The 23,338-nt window shown below is 63.6% G+C and carries 22 protein-coding genes and 1 tRNA gene; 13 read left to right on the forward strand and 10 right to left on the reverse strand.

What is annotated here, in order from left to right:
* The first annotated feature begins 80 nt into the window (after positions 1-80).
* On the forward strand, positions 81-836 hold the full coding sequence (locus ABFX46_RS10040; protein ID WP_346041242.1) for an ATP phosphoribosyltransferase regulatory subunit: 756 nt from the start codon (positions 81-83) through the stop codon (positions 834-836).
* A 102-nt stretch (positions 837-938) separates the two neighbouring features.
* Here the strand turns inward: ABFX46_RS10040 and ABFX46_RS10045 are convergent, their stop codons facing one another.
* Both ABFX46_RS10045 and ABFX46_RS10050 read right to left on the reverse strand, forming a co-directional pair.
* Positions 939-1,139, reverse strand: a complete 201-nt coding sequence (locus tag ABFX46_RS10045; protein ID WP_346041244.1) for a DUF397 domain-containing protein — start codon at positions 1,137-1,139, stop codon at positions 939-941.
* Entirely contained in the window at positions 1,136-1,984 is an 849-nt protein-coding gene (locus tag ABFX46_RS10050; RefSeq protein ID WP_346041246.1) for a helix-turn-helix domain-containing protein, read from the reverse strand. The genes ABFX46_RS10045 and ABFX46_RS10050 overlap by 4 nt, the downstream gene beginning before the upstream one ends.
* Before the next feature lie 85 nt (positions 1,985-2,069).
* Between ABFX46_RS10050 and ABFX46_RS10055 the strand changes: the two genes are divergently transcribed.
* Positions 2,070-2,348: a hypothetical protein gene (locus ABFX46_RS10055; protein ID WP_346041248.1), complete on the forward strand. Its 279-nt coding sequence runs from the start codon at positions 2,070-2,072 to the stop codon at positions 2,346-2,348.
* Between the two features lie 23 nt (positions 2,349-2,371).
* On the forward strand, positions 2,372-2,731 hold the full coding sequence (locus ABFX46_RS10060) for an ATP-binding protein (RefSeq protein WP_346041250.1): 360 nt from the start codon (positions 2,372-2,374) through the stop codon (positions 2,729-2,731).
* A gap of 32 nt (positions 2,732-2,763) precedes the next feature.
* Here ABFX46_RS10060 and ABFX46_RS10065 read toward each other — a convergent pair whose 3' ends face one another.
* Complete coding sequence (locus ABFX46_RS10065; RefSeq protein ID WP_346041252.1) at positions 2,764-3,933, reverse strand: phosphorothioated DNA-binding restriction endonuclease family protein; 1,170 nt, start codon at positions 3,931-3,933, stop codon at positions 2,764-2,766.
* A gap of 612 nt (positions 3,934-4,545) precedes the next feature.
* Here ABFX46_RS10065 and ABFX46_RS43455 point away from each other — a divergent pair.
* From ABFX46_RS43455 to ABFX46_RS10080, 4 genes are all read left to right on the forward strand, one after another.
* Positions 4,546-4,878, forward strand: coding sequence for a plasmid mobilization protein (locus ABFX46_RS43455; RefSeq protein WP_428831228.1), 333 nt, complete (start codon positions 4,546-4,548; stop codon positions 4,876-4,878).
* A 113-nt stretch (positions 4,879-4,991) separates the two neighbouring features.
* The gene (locus ABFX46_RS43460; RefSeq protein ID WP_428831236.1) at positions 4,992-6,419 is read left to right on the forward strand and encodes a relaxase/mobilization nuclease domain-containing protein; all 1,428 of its coding nucleotides are present in this window, start codon (positions 4,992-4,994) and stop codon (positions 6,417-6,419) included.
* Between the two features lie 237 nt (positions 6,420-6,656).
* Positions 6,657-7,226 (forward strand): hypothetical protein, encoded by a 570-nt coding sequence (locus tag ABFX46_RS10075; protein ID WP_346041256.1) that lies wholly within the window; start codon positions 6,657-6,659, stop codon positions 7,224-7,226.
* 11 nt (positions 7,227-7,237) lie between these two features.
* Complete coding sequence (locus ABFX46_RS10080; RefSeq protein ID WP_346041258.1) at positions 7,238-7,438, forward strand: helix-turn-helix domain-containing protein; 201 nt, start codon at positions 7,238-7,240, stop codon at positions 7,436-7,438.
* Between the two features lie 538 nt (positions 7,439-7,976).
* On the opposite strand, the gene ABFX46_RS10085 is transcribed toward ABFX46_RS10080, so the two are convergent.
* The 3 genes from ABFX46_RS10085 to ABFX46_RS43465 all read right to left on the reverse strand — a co-directional run bounded on the left by ABFX46_RS10085 (position 7,977) and on the right by ABFX46_RS43465 (position 11,715).
* On the reverse strand, positions 7,977-9,029 hold the full coding sequence (locus tag ABFX46_RS10085) for a HEPN domain-containing protein (protein ID WP_346041260.1): 1,053 nt from the start codon (positions 9,027-9,029) through the stop codon (positions 7,977-7,979).
* Positions 9,030-9,044: 15 nt separating this feature from the next.
* A complete protein-coding gene (locus tag ABFX46_RS10090) occupies positions 9,045-10,352 on the reverse strand; it encodes a DUF262 domain-containing protein (RefSeq protein ID WP_346041262.1) in 1,308 nt (435 codons plus the stop codon).
* Positions 10,353-11,463: 1,111 nt separating this feature from the next.
* A complete protein-coding gene (locus ABFX46_RS43465) occupies positions 11,464-11,715 on the reverse strand; it encodes a helix-turn-helix domain-containing protein (RefSeq protein ID WP_428831229.1) in 252 nt (83 codons plus the stop codon).
* A gap of 29 nt (positions 11,716-11,744) precedes the next feature.
* Between ABFX46_RS43465 and ABFX46_RS10095 the strand changes: the two genes are divergently transcribed.
* The 4 genes from ABFX46_RS10095 to ABFX46_RS10110 all read left to right on the forward strand — a co-directional run bounded on the left by ABFX46_RS10095 (position 11,745) and on the right by ABFX46_RS10110 (position 17,603).
* On the forward strand, positions 11,745-12,875 hold the full coding sequence (locus tag ABFX46_RS10095) for a hypothetical protein (protein WP_346041264.1): 1,131 nt from the start codon (positions 11,745-11,747) through the stop codon (positions 12,873-12,875).
* A 117-nt stretch (positions 12,876-12,992) separates the two neighbouring features.
* Entirely contained in the window at positions 12,993-14,117 is a 1,125-nt protein-coding gene (locus ABFX46_RS10100; protein ID WP_346041266.1) for a hypothetical protein, read from the forward strand.
* 43 nt (positions 14,118-14,160) lie between these two features.
* A complete protein-coding gene (locus ABFX46_RS10105; RefSeq protein WP_346041268.1) occupies positions 14,161-16,404 on the forward strand; it encodes an ATP-binding protein in 2,244 nt (747 codons plus the stop codon).
* Between the two features lie 884 nt (positions 16,405-17,288).
* Positions 17,289-17,603: a hypothetical protein gene (locus ABFX46_RS10110; RefSeq protein WP_176405530.1), complete on the forward strand. Its 315-nt coding sequence runs from the start codon at positions 17,289-17,291 to the stop codon at positions 17,601-17,603.
* Between the two features lie 369 nt (positions 17,604-17,972).
* Here the strand turns inward: ABFX46_RS10110 and ABFX46_RS10115 are convergent.
* The 3 genes from ABFX46_RS10115 to ABFX46_RS10125 form a co-directional block, all read right to left on the reverse strand.
* A tRNA-Pro gene (locus ABFX46_RS10115) sits at positions 17,973-18,046 on the reverse strand.
* Positions 18,047-18,122: 76 nt separating this feature from the next.
* Positions 18,123-18,710, reverse strand: a complete 588-nt coding sequence (locus ABFX46_RS10120; RefSeq protein ID WP_346041271.1) for a class I SAM-dependent methyltransferase — start codon at positions 18,708-18,710, stop codon at positions 18,123-18,125.
* The gene (locus tag ABFX46_RS10125; RefSeq protein WP_346041273.1) at positions 18,707-19,603 is read right to left on the reverse strand and encodes a metallophosphoesterase; all 897 of its coding nucleotides are present in this window, start codon (positions 19,601-19,603) and stop codon (positions 18,707-18,709) included. Before ABFX46_RS10125 ends, ABFX46_RS10120 begins: the two co-directional genes overlap by 4 nt.
* A gap of 93 nt (positions 19,604-19,696) precedes the next feature.
* Here ABFX46_RS10125 and ABFX46_RS10130 point away from each other — a divergent pair, with 93 nt between their 5' ends.
* Positions 19,697-20,149, forward strand: coding sequence for a GatB/YqeY domain-containing protein (locus tag ABFX46_RS10130; RefSeq protein ID WP_346041275.1), 453 nt, complete (start codon positions 19,697-19,699; stop codon positions 20,147-20,149).
* Between the two features lie 41 nt (positions 20,150-20,190).
* Here ABFX46_RS10130 and ABFX46_RS10135 read toward each other — a convergent pair whose 3' ends face one another.
* On the reverse strand, positions 20,191-22,491 hold the full coding sequence (locus ABFX46_RS10135; protein ID WP_346041277.1) for a penicillin-binding protein: 2,301 nt from the start codon (positions 22,489-22,491) through the stop codon (positions 20,191-20,193).
* 336 nt (positions 22,492-22,827) lie between these two features.
* On the opposite strand from ABFX46_RS10135, the gene ABFX46_RS10140 reads away from it, so the two are divergent.
* Positions 22,828-23,151 (forward strand): WhiB family transcriptional regulator, encoded by a 324-nt coding sequence (locus ABFX46_RS10140; protein ID WP_131935950.1) that lies wholly within the window; start codon positions 22,828-22,830, stop codon positions 23,149-23,151.
* Positions 23,152-23,338: the final 187 nt, after the last annotated feature.

The raw sequence follows: 23,338 nt of genomic DNA on the forward strand, positions 1-23,338 counted from the left end.
AGATCGCCGCCAGCATGCCGCCGCTGAGGGTGGGGCCACTCCAAGCCGCCTAGGTGGGGCCACCTGGAGCCGCCAGAATCATGGGCGGTGGTGTACTCATCACCCTGGACAAGCTCGACAAGCTCTCCCCGGACAAGGTCGCTGCCGAGTTGGTCGGCGCCCGGTCGCTGGCCCCCGACATCGCCGAGGCACTGGTCGGCGATCTGACGGCCGCTGACGCCGTTGAGCGGATGCAGACCGCGCTGAAGGACAGCGAGGCCGGACGCGCGGGACTGGACGAGATCAGCCGGCTACTCGAACTGGCATCCCCGAAGGTCGGCGAAGACCGACTCGCGTTCACTCCTGGCCTGGTCCGAGGACTTGATTACTACACCGGTGTGATCTTCGAAGTGGTCGCTGAGGGAATGCCAGGATCGATCGCCAGCGGTGGCCGCTACGACGGCCTGATCTCCGCCCTCGGAGGACCGGACGTCCCAGCCTGCGGCGGCTCCCTCGGTGTCGAGCGGATCATCGCCCTCCTCGGTGACGACGAGGGCGACGCGCACAGAATCGACGTCGCAGTCACGGTGATCGCCGAAGATACCGCCTCCGAAGTCATGGCCTTCGCCGCACAACTACGGGACGCGGGCCTGCGTACCGAGATTTACCTGGCCGCCAGCCGCAAACTGGCCAAGCAACTCAAATGGGCCGCCGACCGCAGGGCGCGCTTCGCGCTGATCTACGGGGCGTCCGACAAGGAGGCGGAGGTGATCACAGTGCGGGACATGGACTCAGGGGAGCAGACCCGGGTCCCGGCCAGTGAGCTTGCCGCCCATCTCGAAGGCTTCCGTCGGTAAGCCGCGCCCAGCCTCCTCCATCCTTGTAATCAGCGATGCTGCGGTACCCGCACGAGCCCTCATCCCACCCTGGACTCATCTCGGACCGTCAAGCCTCCACCGTCATCCGACGAAGTTGAGGTCGTTCCGCTTCACGCTTGCCACGAGGGAGGCAAAGCTCTCCGAGGAGAGCAAGAGGTGACCGCTGCTCGGTGCCTTGCTGTCTCGTAGGCCGATAGCGTCGTCCAGCCGGGCGACCTCCACGCACTGGCCGCTAGTCCCATCGCTGGACTGGCTGCTCTTGCGCCATTGGGGGGAAGTCACGTCATCGTCTCCATCAGGTGCTTGATCAGACTCCGACTGGAGTCTACGGGGAGGGCGACCGCCCCAATGCGGTCGAACCTGTCAATAAGGCCGTCCACCTCCGAAGCATCCGCAACAAGACGGCCTCCGGTAGGCGCCTCCACGTAGCCGACCTGGCCCTCCCTGACCTTGATGACCTTGAACGGTCCGTCGAGTCCCGGATTGGCTCCGGCGGTGTTCGGGACGATCCTGAGCATCACGTTGGGCAGATGGGACAGCTCGATGAGCCGGGCCAGTTGTTCCCGCATGACCGCCTTGCCGCCCACCAGGCAGGGCAGCGCGGTCTCCGCGAGCACCACCCATAGGTCAGCGGGGCTGTCGTTGGTCAGGATCTTCTGCCGCGCCATGCGCGCCTCGACCAGTGCGTCAATGCCCGGCTCGCGTCCTTCGACCAGGAGGGCGCGTGCGTACGCGGGTGTCTGGAGCAGCGCGGGGATCAGCTGGCCGCTGTAGATCTTCAAGACGCTGGCGCGCCCTTCCGAGTCGGTGAAGTTCTTGAACCAGTTGGGGTCGTGTCCCAACCGCGCGTACCAAAGCATGATCGTGAACGTGCCGCCGGTGTTCCATTCCCTGTCCAGGACGGCAGCCTGGGCATCGGTCAGCTTCGCCTCGCAGTTTTCCAGTCTGGAAATCGAGGAACGGGCGCAGTTGAGGAGCCTGGCCAGTGCATGGCCCGACATGCCGTGCTGCATCCGCTGAAACCGCAGGTAGTAAGCCATCCAAGCCCACATCGACGACCGGGGTTCGGGGGACTCGTTGATGTGCATGAGCGTTCCGCCCGTCAGCTGAATTTCCAGGTGCTCCAAGGAACGGGGACACCGTAACCGTCACGGAGCACGCTTGTCCCGAAAACCTCGAGGTCACAGCGTGGAATCGGGAAAGCGAGTCATAATGGACAATCTGGAACAAGAAATGCATCCAGGACGTCGGCAGCACCTTCTGACCTGGCTGGCGGAGCAATTGCAGCGCTACGGGCTCTGCCCTGAGGTTCTATGGACGGGGCCGAATGCCGTCCTGCGCGTAACGAACCACCGGACGAAGGCCACCCGGTTCGTCGCCTGCGTCCCCGCGCCCCAGATGGCGACGTGGGCCTGGGTATGGTCCAACGACTGGGCCTTGATCACCGATCCCCGGGCCGTCCCTGTGATCGCGGAAGCGATGAGCTCATGACGACATGGACTGTCCTTGGCCGCGTGAGCCTGTCGGCCGTCCCGGAGAGCGTGGGGCAGGCTCGCCGCTTCGTCGCCGAGGTCCTGGGCGACACCGACCGTACAGCGACAGCACAACTGCTGATTTCCGAAGCCTGCACCAACAGCGTAAAGCACTCGGACTCGCGCCACGGTGGCTCGTTCACCCTCACCCTGTTCGACTGCGGCAGTTCTCTGCGATGCGAGGTGATCGACGCAGGCGGGCCGACAGTGCCGGCCCGTCGTCAGGGTACGGAGCTCCGCGACCATGGCCATGGCATCGTCCTGATCGAGGCTCTGGCCGCCCGTTCTGGGTATCACACCGACGAGAGCGGGCGCCTCCACACCTGGTTCGAACTCACCTGACGACCAAGGGCGCGCTGGCCTGCACGCGGGAATCAGGCTTGGGCTACCCAAGTCGTGTGTCTCGCCCGCGCCTCAGAGGCAAGGATCTCTCTGAGCTGCTCGCCCGTTCGACCTCTTGTTTTGATGGCGTGGCAGTTGGGGCAGAGAGCGATCATCTGAACAGGGTGGTCGCGCCCCCACATGGCTCGATCCTGGACGTGGTCTACTTCAAGTATTGGGTCACCGTTCCTGGTCACGTCATTGGGCTGACCGGTGCACAGCGGGTTCTCGCATTGACCGCCGCTTCGGATCAGTACGGCCTTGGTGGCGGCCGTAGAGCGTACAGGCTGGTCACGGGCGGTGGTTGAAGTGCGGTCGTGGTCGCCACGCGCTTCAGCGGCCTCTACAGTCCGACAGAGACGCAGATAGGCTTCCAGCTGATCCGATCCAGTAGACGGTGATACGTCAGCGCGTTCTCGGTGCAGGCCGACTTGCATCAGCAACGCCTCTGGAGGGGCACCTTCGAAAAAACGCGTGCCGAGTGTCGTGATGGCTTCTGTCCGGGCCGATTCGCTAGACGCAATGAGTTCATACACCCAAGCCATGAGGCCACAGTAGGGATCTTGTTCTTCAAGCCAGCTGATCGGTTTGCCGTGTGCGGCTGGGATTGCTCCAACATGGCCCGGCAACTCCCATAGCACTGTATGTGCCAGTGCAACGATGGGAAACTCAGGGGTCGGCCTTGAGCTCGGCTGGCCGTACTCGCGCATTAGGTGGCGCAGCTCGGCATGGGCATCTCGCCAGGGCACAAGGCGTGGACGGCGGTGTGCAGCCCTTCCGAACGCCCAGAGGAGGGTAATCGGCTGATGTCGGGCGGGTCCATCAGCGGTGCTGGCGATCCGTAGCGTCTCAAGGACCTCAATCAGGCGCCGTCGAGGTGCGATCGGCTCATCGTTGACCACCTCGAAGCCCAGGCGTGTGAGGAGCCGGACGACTGTCTGGCGACCGCCGGAGAACTGACCGGCGGTCAGTGGCCGACCTGTCACGTGGCGGTAGGCCACCCCCACTATGGCCTTGGAGTCGTAGGAGACACCATCGTGGTAGAGGAAGTACTGGCGGGCTGGGTCGAAACCGTAGCGGTCTAGGAAACGGTGACGTCCAAGCTCGTCACACTCGGCGATCGCGTGGAGGACGGCCTCGCGTGTGATCACCTGCAGATCCATGCGGTCATAATATGCCCGAATTGGTAAGGATTCCCAGTAGGTCCCTGGCTCCCGGCAGGCGATGAGAATCGACGAGTCGGCTCATTGGTTGCTGACTGTCCAGCAGGTGGCCTGTGCTGTAGCGCGATTGGACTGCTGTCCGGCGTCCAGGCGCGGCCGGAAGCGGTTCTGCTCTCGAAGCGCGACGGCCGGCATGGCCAGCTGATGCCGTTGTCCTCTTACCCAATAGCTGAGACTTACCCCTGTGTGATGAGCATTGGCGAGTTGAACGGCGCTTTGCAGCCGAGAGGGATAGTCTGCTGACGGCCTCTCGGAGAGCTGAATCCTCCATAACTCTGCGGCACGCCCCAACCCGCCGCAACGGCGAAAGGGATTGCAAGTCACATGCCGGCAGTATTTGGCTCCTGCACTGCTTAGAGGCTGCAAGGTAGGACCGTGTCGCGACACGTTGCGGATTCACGGGAATCCGCCGCACACTCCTGTGGTGCGGGACCGGGCGCGGTCCAGGACGAGTCGATCGGAGGTGGAGCGACGAGCGACGAACAGGTCAACCAGCCACGCAAACTGCGGCGACGTTCGCAGCTTGGCGGAGGACGTCGGCGGGATCGGGAGATGAGGTTCCGAGTCAGCGACCAGGAGTACACGGAAATCCGTGCGGCAGCCCAACGAGCAGGAGCCGCTTACGGAACATTCATCGTCCACACCGTCCAGGCAGCCACTCGCCAGCACAGATTTGGTCACCAGCCGACCGCGGAACTCTGCGAAGAACTGCGCGGCATCGCGCGACAGTTGAACCGAATCGGCGTAAACCTCAATCAGCTGGCGCGCATTGCGAACGCGACGGGACAGGTGCCTTGCGAACTGCCCGCCGCATTGTCGTATCTGGAGAATGTCCTCCGTAGAGTGGACGCTTCGTCCGTCGAGATCGGTCGGCTCCTACGTTGATCGGCAAAGTCACCCGCGGCCAGGGCGTCGCAAGGCTGCTGTCCTACCTCTACGGCCCTGGTCGCCGCAACGAGCACATTGATCCCCACATCGTCGCGGGTTTCCGACTCCCCATGGCCCTGGAACCTGGCTTCGACGCGAGAGGCGATCGGGACTTCCGCCACCTGGTCGGTGTCCTGACATCCCCACTCGACACCCTCCGGCACACACCCCTGGCGTTGCCGATCTGGCAGTGCTCGATCCGAGCGGCCCCAGAGGACCGAACCTTGTCGGACGATGAATGGGCCGACATCGCCGAAGAGGTGATGCACCAAACCGGATTCGCCCCCCGAGGTGACGACCAGGCATGCCGCTGGATCGCAGTACGGCACGCCGACGACCACATCCACCTCGCTGTCGTCCTGGCCCGTGAGGACGGACGCAACCCCAACGTCCACCGCGACTACTACAAGGTCGCCAACGCCTGCCACATCGCTGAGGAACGCTACGGCCTCACCCGGACCGCGCCCGCCGACCGCACAGCCGCACCTCGACCGACCCGAGCCGAGACAGAACTCGCCCATCGTAAGAACTGGCCGGAGCCTCCTCGCACCACCCTTCGCCGGCACGTAGCCACCGCAGCCGTTGGAGCCGAAACCGAGGACGACTTCTTCGCCGCCCTCGAAGATGCTGGAGTGCTGGTCAAGACCCGTGAGAGCGTCCGCACTCCTGGAGAGATCACCGGTTACGCGGTCGCGCTTCCGCACCACAGAAACCAAGAAGGCCAACCAGTCTGGTTCTCCGGAGGAAGGCTCGCCGCCAACCTCACCCTCCCCAAACTCCGCCACCGTTGGTCAGCTCCACGCGGAAGTATCCCCTTTGACCGACGCGCCTACGGCCGCAGCATCGAGCTGACTCACCAGGAACGATCTGCGGCCTACCAGCAGGCCGCCCGAGCCGCCGCCACGGCCACCTGGCAGATGCGCCACATTCAGGACCCGGCCGTCCGCGCTGACGTGGCCGCCGCGACCTCCGACGTCCTACACGTGACCGCAGCAATCACCGGCAACAGAGAACTCGCGCGCACTGCGGACTTCTACGACCGCGCAGCTCGCGAACCCTACGGATACCAGCCACCGTCGACGCCCTACGGCGCGAACCTTCGCACGGTTGCCCGAGCCCTGGCTTATTCCGAAATACGAGGACGACGCGGTCACCGTCCGGACCCTGTGAGCGTCCTCTCCCATCTCATCCTGCAACTCGCCGCTCTGATCGAGGGGATCGCAGAGTCCAGGCAGCTCCAGCACCGTGCCGCACAAGCAGCAGCCGCACGCAAAGCTGCTGCGCAACTCACCAGACTCGGCCGGCCAGATCCACGACCGCCGTCCCCGACGTTGCCTCGGATGCCAGCGCACCTCACTGCGGAGCACAACGCTGCACGACTCGCGGCCGCCGCGTTCCCCGTCCCCCTCAGCTGCCATCTGACAGAGAGCCCGTACCAATCCACCAGAGCCGCACCACCGCAACCAGGCCCGCACCGCCGCCGTGGCCCATCGCGGTAGCTCGACCAGCGGAGACTCCCACGCCAGGCCACGCCACGCCGCGCGGGGTCGTGGCGTAATGATCAGAGCGGCCACATAATAACGGAGCGCGAATAACGCTAACGATGCGCAAGCAATGCACCGGCGCAGTGTTCGAAGGGACGAACCTGCGCTACCTCGTCCCACCACACAAGAGAGGCGAAGCCATGACCGACCACAGCTCCCACGCGAGACCCGCACCCACAAGGACATGCCTACATGACCGACTACACGCCAGCTTCTGGCGCCGCTGGTGACGATGACGAGACCGCTCAGCTAGCGGCCAACCTGTATGAACACGTTCGCCAGCTCAACTACGCCACGGCTGGCCCTCCGAGCCTCACCCTCCCCTCCACCGCGTACACCATCCTCGGCAACCTCAGCGCAGTTACCTACGGTCTCGATCAGCTCCTCGACCAGATCAACCGCTTTTTCCTGCGCGAGCTTCAAGCCGACCGCCTCGGCCACGACTACGGCGAAGACCTCACCGACGTTCTGAGCCGCCACGGTCAAGCCCTGGCCGAGGCGAGGCGCCACGCTCAAGCCCTCTGTGCGACCCTCAGCGACGCCCAATCCGCCATCAACGCCATTCACTGTCGCCCCGCCCGCGGACGCGAGGCGTCCCCGACGACCAAAGGCGAGACACACAAGGACGACGCCGGCGTAGCAGCAGCGGCGAAGGACTTTCCCAGACCAATCACCGACCCAACGCTCCTCGCACCGCCTCCTGCCGGCGAACGACACAGCCCCATCCACTTCCCCCGCCGCACGAACATCCCGGAGGCCTGAGCATGGAACCCATGACCCATGAGGAACTCGCCGCCCTCCCCACCACAACCACCATCGAGACCGCCGCCCGCGCCCTCGGCCTCGGCCGGACCCGTGCCTACCAACTGGCGCGCGAGGGCCGATTCCCCTGCAAGGTCATCCGCATAGGCGCCACCTACCGAGTCGTCACCGCCGACCTCCGACGCCTCATGTCCAGCAACGACAACCGGTAACCCGGTCACGGACCCTTGTCATGCATGCTTGCCGACTCCGACGGGGTGTGACTGTCGACCTACGGTTACGAGCGGCTGAGTCCGGCACTGTGCGAAACCACGGCTCGACAACCGAGAGCTCTCCCAGGACCAGCTCGGTCTGCTGTCGCGCGGCGCCAGCAAACGAATACGCGACAGCCAAGTCGAACAAGCACCCATCAAGCATGTGATGGGACAGAGGTGTCGGGCATCTCCCGGGACAGGACAACGCGTGTGACGCCAGTGCCGGGTGAAACTCTCTCTACATCTTCAAGTGCGCTCGCTACGTGGCTGCCAGTCGAAGCAATTGCGCCGGGCGTCGGGTTTGTCCCAGGCGGTCTCGGCGCCACCGTTCGACTGAAATAACCAGGCAATAACCAGGCGGGGTACTATTCACGCTCTGCTGTCCGAAGATAGTCCAAGTCGAGCCCAGGAAGCTTTACTGAGAGAGTCGCAGCGAGAGGGAGGGCATCGGTCCGTCAACTCAAAGGTTCCCCGCCTGACCTTTGCTCAGCGACATTCATTTTGACGACGGTCCTGTGTCGCCCAGTGGCCCACGGCTGCCGAACAGTTTATCGGGAGGAAAAGCGAGATCCGGGCTCGGAGTTCGCCAGAGCTGAAGCTCCGCTCCTCTTCTGACCTCGAAGTCGAGACGAAGTCCAGCTTCTACGCCGGCGGGTGCATGCGTTACCCGCTTATCGGTCAACTGTATCTCTAGTATGCGCCCCCAGCGTGTCGACCTCCTCCCGGGCATCACAATGCAGTCACCCTCCGAAACTGAAGACGCCAAAGAAGGGATCACGACGATCCTCTTATTACTAAAATACTCGGTTGGTATCCCTAGAGGGTCGGATTCGCCGTTTCTGATCGATGCTTCCACAAGTAGTCCAGCGAGACTGGCAACAAGACCCAAGGAGATAGCTTCGATGAAGTCGATCTTAGCCAGAAGTCGTTCGTACGACTGAATCTCATCAGGGATTGCTCGATGTGCGACCTCATTGCGACGTTCTACTAGATCGTCCAATTCGCTCTTCAGGACTCCCGTGAGGGTACTTTTGCTCGTATTGTTCGTCAGGAACGCCCAGCTCTCAACTGCATCCGAGCGTCGAATTTTTTCCTGCAAGTCTGAAACTGCCCAAACGAAAAGTTCACAGAGCGAGTCCCAGCGAAGGTTCGAATTATGAAGCGCTATCAGCTCAAGTCTTATTTCAAAAGAGGAAGTTGAATCATCCAGGCATGATGCGAGACTCTTGACTACATCAAGTTCCTTAACCTCCCGGTACCTTCCAACGCCCAGACTCTGCCCTAAGAGAACCGAGGCATTGCGCACATACCGGCGACGTAGAGTGAACAGCTGTTCGGAAGACAAGTTGGTGGGATTAGCTAGCAGCATCTCACTGAATCGGAGCGCCACACGTTCGGCGAAGTTTTCGAAAGATGCATACATCGCAGAAATGCATCCGATGTAGCCGAATCTGCGCTGATCAGGCGTCTGTTGTTCTTCCGAGCCACTTCTAAGGAACCGACGAATCCGTTCGAGATCCGCCGCAAATTGGCTGTACTGCAACATCATATGAGGTCAACCGACCTAACTCGCGATGGCGTTCAATGCAGCACCCAACGCGTCAAGTGAATACCTGTTGCGTCGATGCGCATCTGCTGTATTGGTCCTGCGGCCACCGAAAGTTGCAGCGTGTTCATCGTACATTGCGTCAATCGCTGACTGAACAACTCTAGGGTTATTCAGAAGCGACGCTCTTTGCTCTTGAGTCAGAGCTGAGCTTGCGTACATGAGGGCATCATAGGCAATCTTGCTGAAATGGCGATTACTTCCCTTGACTTGAAAAGCTGTCACTCCACCGATTGCGTACCAGAACCTAATGTTCTCTTGGAAAAGTCGCCTGTAATCGTCCAGGGTCGTTGCATCGAACTTATTGCCTTTCGCCAGGAACTCGTCCAAAAAATCTGAAATGCGATTCAGTCCTTGCGAGAACTTGGTGAGATGGCGATAAGCATAGAATCGCAGGACGATCTCGACATCCTCCATCGACTCGAACATCTTGCGTCCTATTTTGGTAACCTCGACACCTTCTGGGTCTTGCTCAGATGATTCCACATCTGCATCCCCCGCGTCCTCTTCATCCGCACTAGTGGGCGCCTCGATGCTGTCGAGGGGGGTACCTAGCATTACGCGAAGTTCCTTAGTTCTCGACAGCTTCAGGCATAGGTCGTTTAGTGGTCCATTGTAGACAGCATTGCGCGTCTCTTGGCCACTAAGTCGTACACCGCCAGAGTTCAACCTCTCGAAAACCAACTTCTTGAGGAACGCGGCCCGCTCTTCGGTCGCAGCCGTCTCATTGAGTAGAATGATCGATGACAAGTATCTCCGGTCAATTCCATCGCGGATTGAGCTAGGCAGCGTTTCATATTTTCGGCCATTGAGTTCTGGCCAGTACTGGAGTTCTGTAAGCTCAAGAGAGTTGCTATAGAAATCCATCAACGCCGTCAAACGCTGACGGCCGTCCATCACCTCGAAGCGAGCCAGTTCGTACTCATAGAGGAAAATGGGAGGAACTGGTACATTCATCAGAAACGATTCGATAAGCCTAGATTTCCGACCGTCGTCCCAACGATGGCGACGTTGATATTCAGGGTCTCTCTTGTATTTAGCTTCTCTCGTTCCGGCTTCTGTCTCAAAGGTATCCGTGAACATGGCCAGGATCTGGTTCAGTGGATAGCGCGCCTGCTCGACGACAATACGGACGCCTTCCTCGACGTACCGTTTGTTCAGTTGCGCATCGCTCAGGGGCGGCGAGTCCTTCGGCCTTAGCTCGTCGATGGTCTCCCCTGGAAGCAGAGGAACCTGTAGGTTGATCTGACTATCCCGAGAGCCCATCGTCGCCCCTGCCTACCAGTATCCGTATGCTGATCCTACCGGTTCGAAGTTAGTAGGATGGCGTGACTACCGTTAGCTCGGCAAGCACATCGATCTCCTTGATGGCGGAGTTGATCTCGCCGAACTGTTCGGCCTGTCGCGTCTGTGATCGTGATCTCGTCGTGGCCAGCTGAGTCGGGTTCGCTCGTTGAAGCAGCGGGCGTCGGCTTGTGAGGTCGCTGTCAGAGATGCCAGCGTAGGTGGTCTTGCGGGCTGCCAGGTGCCAGTGGATAGATTGACCAGGCGTTTCATTTCGGGAACGCTCAGCCGGAGCAGCCCGGGAGCGGCGGGCATTGGAGGTCTGCCACCGGTGGTGCGGACCACCAGGGCCGCACAGGCCAAAGCGAGGTGGCGAAGCAGCGCCCGAAAGTCCTGGGCTTGCGTGTGGTTCAGCCGAAGGCGTCCTTCCCGCCTGGGAAGTCCTCATCGATCGGCCATGCGGCCGGCGATCCGCACCCGGGTGTCCCAATGTCACCGGCCGCCCTTCGGGGGCAAAGCATAGTAGAACGCCACTTCACGGACGCCTCTGGTGGTGGAGGCTGCCGCGGTTCAGTAACTGGCGGCGGAGGTCGGCGGTTCGCATTCCAAGCTCAGGCGTATTCCGCCGGGCGGTGCCGGTGGCCTGCTCGCGGGGCGGATAGGGCCGGGCGCGGACCAGGGCGCGCCCGGCGGCGGTGGCCAAGCTGCAGTACACGAGTGTTGATGGCGTGCCAGATCCGGTCGGCGCAGCCGACGTACTGGCGTTTGGGGCGGTCCGGGTCCGGCAGGGCGTCCCAGGCGTGCTCGGCATGCTCCAACAGATCTTGCTGGGCAGTTCGTTCGTCGACACACACGTAGTTGCGTGGACTGGGCACGAGGCTCCCACCTGCTAAAACACTCGGTTACCAAAGCCTTCAACTCATCGAGATGGCCACGGACGGCCCCGACCTCTACCATGGCGGCAGCAGCCCTAAGATTCTTCTTGCGTCACTACTCCGAGATCAGCGACGGCTGCCCTGCGTCACGAACCGGCCGCTATCGGCTCAGTTCACGATCTCAGACTGCTGTACCAGGGGCGTTGGGTGCTTATGGATCATTTCGGGAGGATCGGTGAACGAAGGCATATAGCTCGTCGAGCGACAACCCCAGCTCGGTGGCCAGGGCCGGCAAATTCCGGCGTGGACGTGCGGCCCCTCTCGATACTTCTCACGGTTTCGACGGAGATCCCCGCACTATGGGCAACGGCCTCAGCTGAGCGCCCAGAAGTGTGGCGGGCTTGTGCCAGGCGAGAGGCCAGCGCCTGTCCGCGGCGCTGGGCAGCGGGATCCAGCCTCCTGCGTGACATGGGGGTAATTATACTTGTATTATTAACCCATGATGGCGACCGCAGCGACCTCTTCCCTCAAGTGGCCTGAAGACGCACTGCGCCTCAACGCTGTCTGCCCGTACTACACGATGTTTCCGCTGGACTTCCCCCTTCAGCAGTTGGAGGCCCTCCCGGAGACCACCCGGATGCTGGACCCGTTCTGCGGGCGCGGTACCACCCTGTATGCCGCACGTCTGGCCCAGTTGCCGTCGGTGGGCATCGACATCAATCCGGTGGCTGCTGCCATTGCTCGGGCGAAGCTCATAAAGGTCACGCCGGGTTCTGTGGTCCGACTTGCCCGGCAGATCCTCAACGATGGCTTCAGGGGGGAGATACCCGAGGGTGAGTTTTGGCGATGGTGTTTCGAGCAGGAAACGCTTCGCGAGCTGGTGACCCTGCGCAAGGCACTGCTGGAGATGAACACGCCGACAGCCGCGATGCTTCGAGCGGTCATGCTGGGGATTCTGCATGGGCCGCGCAACAAGGGCGTCCCGTCGTACCTGTCGAACCAGATGCCGCGTACATACGCCTCTAAGCCCGCCTACGCGGTGAAGTTCTGGACCGAGCGTGAGATGGAGCCGGTGCGCGTTCCTGCCTTGGAAGTCATCGAGCGACGGGCCCAGCGGCTTCTGTATGCAGCACCGCCTGCCCACGGCGGAAAAGTCTACGTGGGTGACTCTGTGGAGACCCTCAACCGCCTGCGGCAGAAGTTCGATCTTGTAGTCACCTCACCTCCCTACTACGGGATGCGCACCTATGTAGCGGATCAGTGGTTGCGCTCATGGTTCCTCGGGGGCCCCCCGGAGGTCCCCTACGGCACCCACGGGCAGATTGCTCGCCAGCCGAATCAAGAGGCGTTCATCCAGGCCCTGGCCGAGGTGTGGACAGCTACTGCCCGCCGCTGCCACCAGGGTGCTCGGCTGGCGATCCGGTTCGGTGCTCTGCCCTCGGCCCGCACTGATCCGGAGCAGATGCTCCTGGCCTCCGTGAAGGAGTCAGAAGCTGGATGGGTCGTCAAGGAGGTCCGACAGGCCGGTACGCCGGCCAAACGCAAGAGGCAGGCCGAGCAGTTCGGCAGGGCTGGCTCCGCGATCGATGAGATCGACCTCGTCGCAGAGCTGGCAGGGCAGCCCTGTTAGGGCAACATACCCGGTTGATTCCCACAACTGCGTAACAAACTGTCAGCACCTCGTGCAATCCTGTGGGGGGCCGGATGAGTTGGAACGCTTGCCTATGAGCGCGGTGTGGGGAGAAGCATGTTCGACGCGGACCAGATCGAGCAGCTCAAGCAGCTGATCGGTGACCAGGTCGAAGCTGGTCGCGAAGTCCTGGACAAGTTAGTCGATCAAGCCCGTGCCATCCGCCCCGAGGTCAGGGTGATCAAGCCACGGGCAGCGACTTCTGTTGCGCTGATGGCCTCCGACGGAGGCAATAACAAGGTCGCCTTCAATCCCTTCTACCTTCAGGTCGTCCGCGTCGTGGATTCCAGCGGCAAGGAGCTGTGCATGGAGGTGGTCTCCCCGATCTCCGACATCGCCGCCCTGAGCCGCCGTCAGTTCCACGAGGACGGCAGTCCGCAGACGGCGCTGGGCAGGATGATGCACGGGCTGGGCGTGCAAAGGCTCCAGGACCTGTCGCCGATGATGTCCGGCAATTCGCCCAGCTGGGTGCAGGTCTTCAGGGACCTGTGTGAGTGGGCCACGCTGTATGACCTGATCTGTCACCGCGACTACGCGGTCGACACCTTGATCGTCCGCGACGGACTGCTGCGCAGCAAGATCTTCCATGGTGAGCTGTTCGTGAAGATGGGCGAGCTGATGTATGAGGCCATGGAACAGATCCGGCGTCGCGACCGACGCAAGGTGTGGCTGGTCGGCCTGGCAAAGAAGACTCAGGTCCTGGAGTACTATCGGCTGGCGATATCACTGTCCGGCGTGTTCAACAACGGCGCCGCCTGCTTCGCTAAGGTCCCCACAGAGATGCTGGACGAGGTTTATCTCTGGGACGAGTACACCAGGGACATCGAGGACGACTCCACAGGCGAGAAGCCGAAGTTCAACTTTGGATCCATGTACTTCGTCCGCTTTGGCCCTCACTCCGGCGACCCCATCTGGACCGTGGACGTTATGTCCCGCCAGGATAGGGAAGCCCAGGCGATTTTCGGATACCTGCAGGCTGACGCGGTGGCCGGCTTTCCCATCCCGCTCTATCCGAACTGCATCCAGCAGGCCGACAGTTTCTCCCGCGTCGCCGACCTGGACATGGACATCGTCGAAGATCAACTCGTCGATGCTGTCCGCGACCAGGTTGGTGAAGAGAAGGCGCCGGTCATCGATGCCCTGCGGCTCGCCTCCGACGTCGCTGCCCGCCGCTACGAGTAACCCCCCTTCTACCCGGTCCGCATCCTGTGGAGCAAGATCCGACATGAGCCTATTCGAGCGCGACAAAGTCGTCGGTACCTTCCGCGGTTTCTCCGAAAGTGGCATGGAGTTCCATGCCGACCTCGTGCTGCCACACCACGACGACTTCCAGACCATGGCCATGCACGGCCAGTTCGTCCTTGTCCAGCTCGAACACGAGCGCGAGGCCATCCTGGGGCGGATCACCACTATCTCCTCCCAAGGGCGCCTGGTGTCCCCGATTGGTGAGGACTACGCCACGCGCGCGGTACGTGACCAGCGACCCATCCCCGACGAGCTGCGCGAGCGCTACCTGAAGTACAAGGTCGACATCCGTATCCTCGGCGTCCTCCGCATGGAGGGAGACAAGCACATCTTTGTCCCGAGCCACCGGCGCCTTCCACACGTCGGTGCCCAGGTCGCGCTCCTGGGCGACGACCTGCTCGCCGAGGTCGTTAACGCCAAGGACACCAGCGACGGCGCGGTTCCCATCGGCTATCTCGCCTTCGGTGAATTCGTCTACGCCGGCAATGACAGTCGTGTGGGTGACACCTCCTGGATGCAGATCCAGCATCCCGCGATCATGCCAACTTTCCAGATCGACAAGCTCGTGGCACGCCGCAGCTTCGTCTTCGCCCGCGCTGGCTTCGGCAAGTCAAACTTGGTCAAACTGCTCTTTTCTGCTCTGTACGAAAAACAGCCCACTGTCCCGCGCCGTTCTGGCAAGGCCCCTGTCGGCACGCTCATATTCGACCCGGACGGTGAGTACTTCTGGCCCGACTTTAAGGGCCGCCCTGCCCTTTGCGACGTGCCGCACCTACGCGACAAGCTCGTGGTCTTCACAAACCGCCAAGGCCCCAGCGACTTCTACCAGTCCTTCGTCGTTAACGGCGTGAAGCTCAACATCAAGGAGCTTCAGGCATCGCGCGTGCTGGGCATCGCGCTGCCACCGGAAAAGCAGGACCAACAGAACGTCGTGAAGCTCAAGTCTCTCGACGGACCGAAGTGGGGCCGTCTTGTCGACCTGATTTACCGCGAGAAGTACGGTGCCGACCGTTCCCAGGTGCAGCAGATCCTCAACCTGGACGCCGGTCAGGAGGCCGAGACCAACGCGGCGATCGGCAACATGACCCGCGTCGTCAACGCGCTTCACGACCCCGACAGCCAACTCCTAAGTGCTCTAAAAGACTGTCTGTCCCAGGGCAAGCTCTGCGTGGTGGACATCTCTCAGATGCGTGGTTCTCAAGGGCTTCAACTCGCTGGCGTGATCCTCGGCGACATCTTCGAGCACAATCAGAACCAGTTTACTGAGGCCGATCCGAAGTCAATTCCAACCATCGCGGTCATTGAAGAAGCCCAGTCAGTTCTTGGCGGCACCAGTCAGAGCGAAGACGGCCCCTTCGTGTCCTGGGTCAAGGAAGGCCGTAAGTACGACCTTGGCGCCCTGCTCATCACGCAGCAGCCAGGCAGCTTGCCGCAGGAACTTCTCAGTCAGGGTGACAACTTCTTCGTCTTCCACCTGCTTTCCCAGGGTGATCTGATTTCTCTGAAGAAGGCTAACGCTCACTTCTCCGAGGATCTGTTGGCCACCTTGCTCAACGAACCACTTGTCGGCAACGGGATCTACTGGTCGAGCGCCCCTGGCACCGATCGTCATTCGCGCCCCTACCCGGTCTCCGTGCGTGTCCTCAGTTTCGAAGATTCGTACACGATGGGGGACCCAGACTACTCGCTTCAGGCTCCCGACAGCTTCGCTGCCCAAGCCAAGGCCGCCGTCGAAGAACGCCGTTCCGAGGCGAGGGCCGCTACTGCTAGCCTCGCAGCCAGCCACCCCCCGGACGACGCCAGCGAGGCGACCAGTGAAGGTCTCGCGGCAGACGACAGTGCAATCGCGATCGTCCATCTCCGAGATAAGCAGGAGTTCCATCACGTGATCGACAGTCCTCGCGGCATAAAGTGGGGACGCGTCGCCCACCTGCTGGCCGAGAAGGCACCTGCGCACGCAAAGCGCGACGGCTCCGCCTTCCAGTGGGGCATGAAGCTGGTCAAGCAGGCACTGGATCAGCTATATCCGGGACAGTGGTCCGCAGTGTCTAGAGACGACGACAAGAATCCAGGCAAGTCCGCCACGTTCATCATGCTCAAGGAACACGTTCCGAATGCGGAATCTGGTGAGGGGAAGGAGGTGGGCGAGAACAAGATTGATGTGCAGTTCACGAGCGATGTGCAGCTCGAGGTTGCTCAGCCTGAGGATGCCCCTCCCTTCTGAGTTCGTGCCCCATCGAGGGATATAGGAGATCAACGCCAGGACTCAGCCCGGTGTCTCGGGGGTTGAGAGCGATCTCCTGTAGATGCTTTCAGGTTGGTTAAGAAAAATGCACGTCCTGCTGGCCCCTTCGCGCTTCTGATGCCTTTGCAAGGCTCAGCGAGATGCAGGAAGCTGTCTTCTGAATATCCAACCGCGCGGTCTCCGGCCGGCCTTGCGGATCTGGAGAGCTGCGGCCTGGTGTTCAGCCCGCAGGAGGTCGGCCACCGTGTCGGCGCCGAACGTGTGCCCTTGAGGAGTCTGTTCGCGCGGCCCCTTAAGAAACGCACTCCCGCCCCGCCGTCCGCGACTTGGTGAACAGCCTCCTGGTCTCCGGCCGAACGTCCCCAGAACTCCGAGGCCTGGCCGCCCGCTGCGGCGTCCCTGACCACAACCCTCGGCCATAAGGGCCTGGTCGTCTCGATCTCCGCATCGGTCAGCGCTGCTGGCTCTGGTAGAGCCGGACCAGCGGGGAACCCGATGTTGCCGCGGTGGTTGAAGATCAATTGGCCGTCACCTGGACGCCGACCCCGCCGGAGACCGCCAGCATGGCCGACCGGTAAGCGTCGGTCGAGGCGGGATGGCCTCTTACCTGGAGCGGGACTGCTCGTCCACAAGGCCGCGATGAGCTGGATCGTGGGGTGACCGGTGGGCAGCCGGTCGGCGAGCCTGATGGCGATCGCCAGGGCTTCCTGAACGGCCCGGTGGTCGCCGGCGCGACCGTTCAGGTCGGACGCATATAGGCAAGGTAAGCGTCGTGAGGGGGCACTAGTAACGATTCGGGTGGCACGGAGCCTTGTCTGAGGATGATGTTGGAGAGCGACCAGCCTCCGGCTTAGGAGAGAAGCATGGACGAACGCGAGCGCGAGTTCCATCGGGCCATGGTGGCGATCTATCAGACGGCCAAGCGAGAGCTGGGCTACAACGCCACGCGGTTCCTGCAGATGGTGAGCAACGAAGGCGGGTTGGCCGCAGCCAAGCAACTCCTCTGGTCCGACACGCCCTCGGACGGGTTCACAACCCTCTGGGACCACGGCCGGCTGGATCTCACCGTGGAAGCTCACGTCCTGCGCCCAGAGTATGAGGAGCTCTTCACCGACGCGGACCGCCAGAAGGCGCGCGAGCGGCTTGAGCAGTACGGCTGGGTAGAACGATCGACCTGACGGCCACGGCGACACGGCGTTCACCACAAGCCCGCCGTCTGACCCAACCAATACACCGAGGTAGCGACCCAGGAGAGATCTACCCCCACCAAGGAGGCTTGGTCTGTGGCGGCATGGCGGCCGCTTCGGGTCGGTCACGGCCTGGAGGTCGATGTGTCGAGCAGCTGTGAGTACGTCCGGACGGGTCACCTGGAGCGAGCGAACGGGCCGCGGATCTGAACAGGGGGGCGGTGGAGCAAGTCCGCGCGGTGCTGGTCCGGGGCGGACGGTCTCTGTGGGTGGCGGCGGAGTTCGCGGACAAATGACGGACAAAAGATCTTGAGGCCGGTCTCCTGAGTGGAGATCCGGCCTCTGACCTGGCGGTTTCTGTCGGGGTGGCGGGATTTGAACCCACGACCTCTTCGTCCCGAACGAAGCGCGCTGCCAAGCTGCGCTACACCCCGGTGGTGGCTGCCCGGGAGGTCGTACGTGCTCCCGGCGCCTTGACCACTGTAGCGGATGGCGAGGGGTGCTGCGTCCCTATTTACGGGCTGTGAAGCCGGTCACGGCGCCCGAGGGGGTGATCTCTATGTCGGTCAGGCCGGCGGACGTCAGCCAGGTTCGGAGGTCGGCCGGCGTGCCTGGGTTGCCGAAGATGTCCAGGCGCTGGAACAGCTTGATCAACGGGTCGCGGTTCGTGCCCGTGGTGATCGTGGTGCCGGTCAGGGTGCCGCCGGGGCGTAGGACTCGGGTTAGTTCGGCTATGGCTGCCGGTGGGTCTTCTAGGCAGTGGAGGCCGTTGTAGGTGACGCAGGCTTCGAAGGTCGCGGGGGCGAAGGGGAGTGCGTAGATGTCGGTTTGGAGGAGGGTGGTTGTTCTGCGGCGGGCTCGGGTGAGCATGGGGCGGGAGATGTCGGCGGCCACGTGGCGGGGGTTGTCGTCTACTGCTAGGCCGCCGCCGCAGGGGATGTCTAGGGTCAGGGCGTTTGAGTCCTGGGCGGCGATTGCGTCTCTGAGGTTCTCTATGTCGTAGTTCCAGAGGATGCGGGCGCCCCACGGGGCGAGCACGCGGCTCTGGACTGCCCTGTCGTAGAGGGTTGAGATGAAGGTGGCTGTTTGCCAGTTCACCGGGGGACGAGGGTCAGGAGGGTTGCTTCTGGGGGGCAGCAGAAGCGGATGGGGGCCTTCGGGGACGTGCCCAGGCCCGCCGAGACGTGGAGCCAGGAGCCGCGGTGTTGGTGGAGGCCCTTCACGCGGGGGCGGTCTATGCCGCAGTTCGTCGCCAGGGCGCCGTAGAAGGGGACGCAGACCTGGCCGCCGTGGGTGTGGCCGGCGAGGAGGAGGTCGTAGCCGTCGGCGGTGAAGCGGTCGAGGTTGTGCGGTTCGGGGCTGTGCATGACGCCGATGTGGACGTCGGCCTGGGGGTCGACGGGGCCGGCGATCTTGTCGTAGCGGGCGCGGTCGATGTGGGAGTCGTCGATGCCGCCGAACTCGACGTCCAGTTCGCCGACCTTGAGGCGGCCGATGCGGTTGTTCAGGTCGAGCCAGCCGGCGGCCTGGAGGGACGAGCCGAGCTCGCGGTACGGGAGGTCGGGGTCGCGGCGGCCGCGCTCGTAGTCGGACTTGCTCGTCCGCCAGATGTAGCGGAGGGGGTTCTTGAAGAGCGGGGAGAACAGGTCGTTGGAGCCGTAGACGAAGACGCCGGGACGGTCGAGGAGGGGCCCCAGGGCTTCGAGGAAGGGGCCGATCGCGTCGCGGTGGGCGAGGGTGTCGCCGGTGTTGACGACGAGGTCGGGCTCCAGGGCGTCCAGGGCGCGGACCCAGTGGATGAGGCGGCTGCGTCCGGGGGTGAGGTGCGCGTCGGAGATGTGCAGGATCTTCACCGAGGGACGGCCGGGCGGCAGCACCGGCACGTCGACGCGGCGGAGGCGGAACCAGTTCCGCTCGATCACCGAGGCGTACCCGAAGGTCGCCGCCCCCGCGCCCAGGAGGCCCAGGGGCACGGCGTAGATCTTTCGCACGACTCTCCCTTCTCAGGACCCCATGCTTTCAGAGATGGGCACCGCGCGGTAATCCTGATGAGGCAGAAGGTACGGGACGGGCATGATGTTGGCATGACCCTGAAGGAGAAGCTGGAGACCGATCTGTCGTCCGCGATGAAGGCGCGCGACGAGGTGCGCACGCGGACGTTGAGGATGGCGCTCACCGCGGTGAAGAACGAGGAGGTCGCGGGCAAGCAGTCGCGGCGGTTGTCGGACGACGACGTCGTGATGGTGCTCGCGCGGGAGGCGAAGAAGCGGCGGGAGGCGGCGACGGCGTTCGGGGACGCGGGGCGCGAGGAGCAGGCGCAGGCGGAGCGGGACGAGGGCGCGGTGCTGGAGGAGTACCTTCCCGCGCAGCTGGGGGATGAGGAGCTGACGGCGCTCGTGGCGGACGCCATCGCGGAGACGGGGGCGTCGGGGCCGCGGGCGATGGGGCAGGTCATGAAGGCCGTGAACCCGAAGGTCGCCGGGCGCGCCGAGGGCGGACGGGTCGCCGCCGAGGTCAAGCGGCAGCTCGCGGAATGACGAAGGGCCCGGCGGGAACGCCGGGCCCTCCAAGAGGCAGGTCAGTCGTCCTCGTGGCCTCGCGCCGGCTTCTTGCCGTTGCTGATGTACAGGATGACGGTGGTGCCGGGCGGGACCTCGCTGCCCGCGTCCGGTGAGGTGGACACGACCGTCCCGCGCGGCTGGTCGGAGTCGACGGACCCGGACGCGACCTTGGCCTGCAGGTCGGCCGCGGCGAGCTTGGACTTGGCGTCGGCGACGGTCGCGCCCTTCAGCTGCGGGACGCGGGTCGTGTCGCCGAAGCTGCGGGACGGGGTCTGGAAGCCCGGGGCGGGCTCGCCGGCCAGCGCGCGCTGCATCGAGGTCCGCCAGAGCGGGCCGGGGATCGTCGCGCCGTAGATGCCGTAGACCTTGTACTGCCAGGGGCCGCGGAAGTCCCAGTAGGCGACGGCGGAGGCGAGGTTCGGGGTGTAGCCGGCGAACACGGCGCAGGTGAACTCCTCGCACGTGCCGGTCTTGCCGGCGGCGGGGCGGCCGATGCCGAGTCCGGCGGCGGTGCCCTTGGTGAGGACGCCCTGCAGGATCGAGTTCACCTTGTCGGCGACGTCCTGGTCGAGGGCCTGATGGCAGTCCTGCTTGGGCAGCTTCAGCTTCTTGCCCTGCGCGTCGACGACCTCGGTGACCGAGACGGGGGAGCAGTACTTGCCGCGGGCGGCGAAGCCGGCGTAGGCGGCGGCGAGGTGCACCATGTCGACGTCGTTGACGCCGAGGACCTGGGACGGGATCGGCAGCAGCGCGTTGCCGTTGCCCTGCTTCATCCCGAACTTCTCGGCCATCTTGACCGCGTTGCAGACGCCGACCCGCTTCTCCAGGTAGGCGTAGAACGTGTTGACCGAGTGCCAGGTGCCGGTCTTGAGGTTGAAGTTGCCCTTCTCGCTGTCGCCGGCGTTGGACACCGTCCAGGGCGCGCCGCCGCCGACCAGGTCGTTCTCGTACTTCTTGCCCTGCCACGTCCCGGTGTAGCGGCACGGCTGGAAGCCGCCGACGGTCGCGGTCTGCGGGGAGTTGATGGTGGTGCTGACCGGGATGCCCTGGTCGATGGCGGCGGCGAGGGTGAAGACCTTGAAGGTCGAGCCCGCCGACACGCCGTTGCCGCCGCCGTGGTGGGAGTCGGCGGGGAGGTTGATGGTGGTCCGGCCCTTGCCGGGGCCGAACCGCTTGCTGACGCCGATCGCCTTGATCCTGCCCGTGCCGGGTTCGACCATCGCCTGGGCCGCGACGCGGTTGCCGTTCGGGGGGACCGTGCCGCGCAGGGTCTTGTCGACGGCCTGCTGGTCCTGCATGTCGAGCGTGGTGCGGATCGTGTAGCCGCCGCGGTTCAGCTCGTTGACGATGTTCTGCTGCTGCTTCGGCTTCAGCGACCAGTACTTGCCGTCCGACAGGATGTTGAGCATGTCGTACTTGACGTACTCGCAGAAGTAGGGCGCCTTGCTGGATTCGCATCCGCCGACCGGGTCGGTGCGGTTCAGCTGGATCGGCTTGGCGGCTTCCTCGTCGGCCTGCGCCTTGGTGATGTGGTTGAGCTGGACCATCCGATACAGGACGATGTCACGCCGGTGGCGGGCGTCCTTGGGGTTGCGGATGGGGTCGTAAGCGGTGGGGTTCTGCGTGATGCCGGCGAGCAGTGCCGCCTGGCCGAGGGTCAGTTTGGACGCCGGGACGCTGAAATACCGCTTCGCGGCGGCCTGCACTCCATACGCGCCGGCACCGAAGTAGGCGATGTTGAGGTAGCCCTCAAGGATCTGGTCCTTCGTCATGCGCTGCTCGATGTCGAGTGCGTAGCGCAACTCACGGAGCTTGCGTCCGACGGTGGGCGCGGTCGCCTCGCGGTACTCCTCGTCCGTCCGGGCGCTGTCGACCAGCAGGTTCTTGACGTACTGCTGCGTGAGCGTGGATCCGCCCTGGGTCTGCTCCGACTCGACGTTGGACGCCATGGCGCGGATGGTGCCCTTGAGGTCGAGTGCGCCGTGCTCGTAGAACCGCGAGTCCTCGATGTCGATCATGGCCTTGCGCATGATGGGCGCGACCTGGTCGAGGCGGACGGACTCGCGGTACTTGTCGAAGAACGTGGCGACCTGCTTGCCGTCCGCCGAGTACATCACGGTCTTCTCGGACGGAGGGGACGTCTTGAGCTGGCTGTCCATGCTCTCGAAGTTGTTCGCGGCGTCGCGAGCGGTCAGTCCCGCGCTGCCGACGGCCGGTAGCGCGATGAGGGCGACGATGAGACCCGCAACCGCCCCGGCACCGAGCAACTTGAACAGCGTGGAGGCGGCCTGGCCCCGATCCGTATTCACAACGCGCACGGGATCTAGGGTACGCGGGACGAGAGGTGCATTAGGGACACGTCCCCCAGCGGCGCCCGCGATCCGGCCGGTCAGGCCGCCGCGGGCCGGCCGTTCGCCCGGTATGCCCTCATCATGACAACCTGCGCCGTGTCTGGCGCGTCAACTACAGGTAACTAGTCCGTTCCGGCGGTATGGCCCCGGTGGGCTATATCGAGAATGGGCCCATCGGGGACTGTTGAAACCTGTCTCGCTTCCGTAAGTTCTTCCCCACGGCTTTCGTTTGGCGGCCTGACGTCCGCGCCCGTCCGGCCAAGGAGCGCAAATCGACACAGACCCTAGGGGAGTGGGGCCAAGATGTGGATCACGGATTGGACCGCCCGCGCCGCCTGCCGTAACGCGGATCCGGACGCTCTGTTCGTGCAGGGAGCGGCGCAGAATCGGGCCAAGCTCATCTGCCGCGGCTGCCCAGTGCGCACGGAATGTCTCGCTGACGCCCTCGACAACCGGATCGAGTTCGGTGTCTGGGGCGGGATGACCGAGCGTGAGCGCCGGGCTCTGCTGCGGCGGCGGCCGGATGTGCGGTCGTGGCGCGACCTGCTGGAGACCGCGAAGGAAGAGTACGAGCGGTCGGTGGAGGTGGACGCCGACGCCGACGAGCAGGAGCTCGTCGCCAGCTGAACTCGGAGGGGCCGTTCGCGGCCCGTCCAGGCGTCCGGCAGTGGTTCTGGGACCGGCACGGTCCGATGGAGAAGCGTGGCCGCGGGCCCGCACCGTTTTCGCGGTGCGGGCCCGCGGCCGCGTTCCGTCTGCTCGAAGTTTCTCCCAAGGGACGGTCGGGAAAGCGGCGGCGAGCCGCACATCGTCC

Source organism: Actinomadura chokoriensis (assembly GCF_039529475.1).
Classification (GTDB): domain Bacteria; phylum Actinomycetota; class Actinomycetes; order Streptosporangiales; family Streptosporangiaceae; genus Spirillospora; species Spirillospora bangladeshensis.

Coding starts and splice junctions, on each gene's coding strand:
- ABFX46_RS10040 (WP_346041242.1), top strand. CDS start 81: ATGGGCGGTGGTGTACTCATCACCCTGGACAAGCTCGACAAGCTCTCC.
- ABFX46_RS10055 (WP_346041248.1), top strand. CDS start 2,070: ATGGACAATCTGGAACAAGAAATGCATCCAGGACGTCGGCAGCACCTT.
- ABFX46_RS10065 (WP_346041252.1), bottom strand. CDS start 3,933: ATGGATCTGCAGGTGATCACACGCGAGGCCGTCCTCCACGCGATCGCC.
- ABFX46_RS43455 (WP_428831228.1), top strand. CDS start 4,546: ATGAGGTTCCGAGTCAGCGACCAGGAGTACACGGAAATCCGTGCGGCA.
- ABFX46_RS43460 (WP_428831236.1), top strand. CDS start 4,992: ATGGCCCTGGAACCTGGCTTCGACGCGAGAGGCGATCGGGACTTCCGC.
- ABFX46_RS10075 (WP_346041256.1), top strand. CDS start 6,657: ATGACCGACTACACGCCAGCTTCTGGCGCCGCTGGTGACGATGACGAG.
- ABFX46_RS10080 (WP_346041258.1), top strand. CDS start 7,238: ATGACCCATGAGGAACTCGCCGCCCTCCCCACCACAACCACCATCGAG.
- ABFX46_RS10085 (WP_346041260.1), bottom strand. CDS start 9,029: ATGATGTTGCAGTACAGCCAATTTGCGGCGGATCTCGAACGGATTCGT.
- ABFX46_RS10090 (WP_346041262.1), bottom strand. CDS start 10,352: ATGGGCTCTCGGGATAGTCAGATCAACCTACAGGTTCCTCTGCTTCCA.
- ABFX46_RS43465 (WP_428831229.1), bottom strand. CDS start 11,715: ATGTCACGCAGGAGGCTGGATCCCGCTGCCCAGCGCCGCGGACAGGCG.
- ABFX46_RS10095 (WP_346041264.1), top strand. CDS start 11,745: ATGATGGCGACCGCAGCGACCTCTTCCCTCAAGTGGCCTGAAGACGCA.
- ABFX46_RS10100 (WP_346041266.1), top strand. CDS start 12,993: ATGTTCGACGCGGACCAGATCGAGCAGCTCAAGCAGCTGATCGGTGAC.
- ABFX46_RS10105 (WP_346041268.1), top strand. CDS start 14,161: ATGAGCCTATTCGAGCGCGACAAAGTCGTCGGTACCTTCCGCGGTTTC.
- ABFX46_RS10110 (WP_176405530.1), top strand. CDS start 17,289: ATGGACGAACGCGAGCGCGAGTTCCATCGGGCCATGGTGGCGATCTAT.
- ABFX46_RS10130 (WP_346041275.1), top strand. CDS start 19,697: ATGACCCTGAAGGAGAAGCTGGAGACCGATCTGTCGTCCGCGATGAAG.
- ABFX46_RS10140 (WP_131935950.1), top strand. CDS start 22,828: ATGTGGATCACGGATTGGACCGCCCGCGCCGCCTGCCGTAACGCGGAT.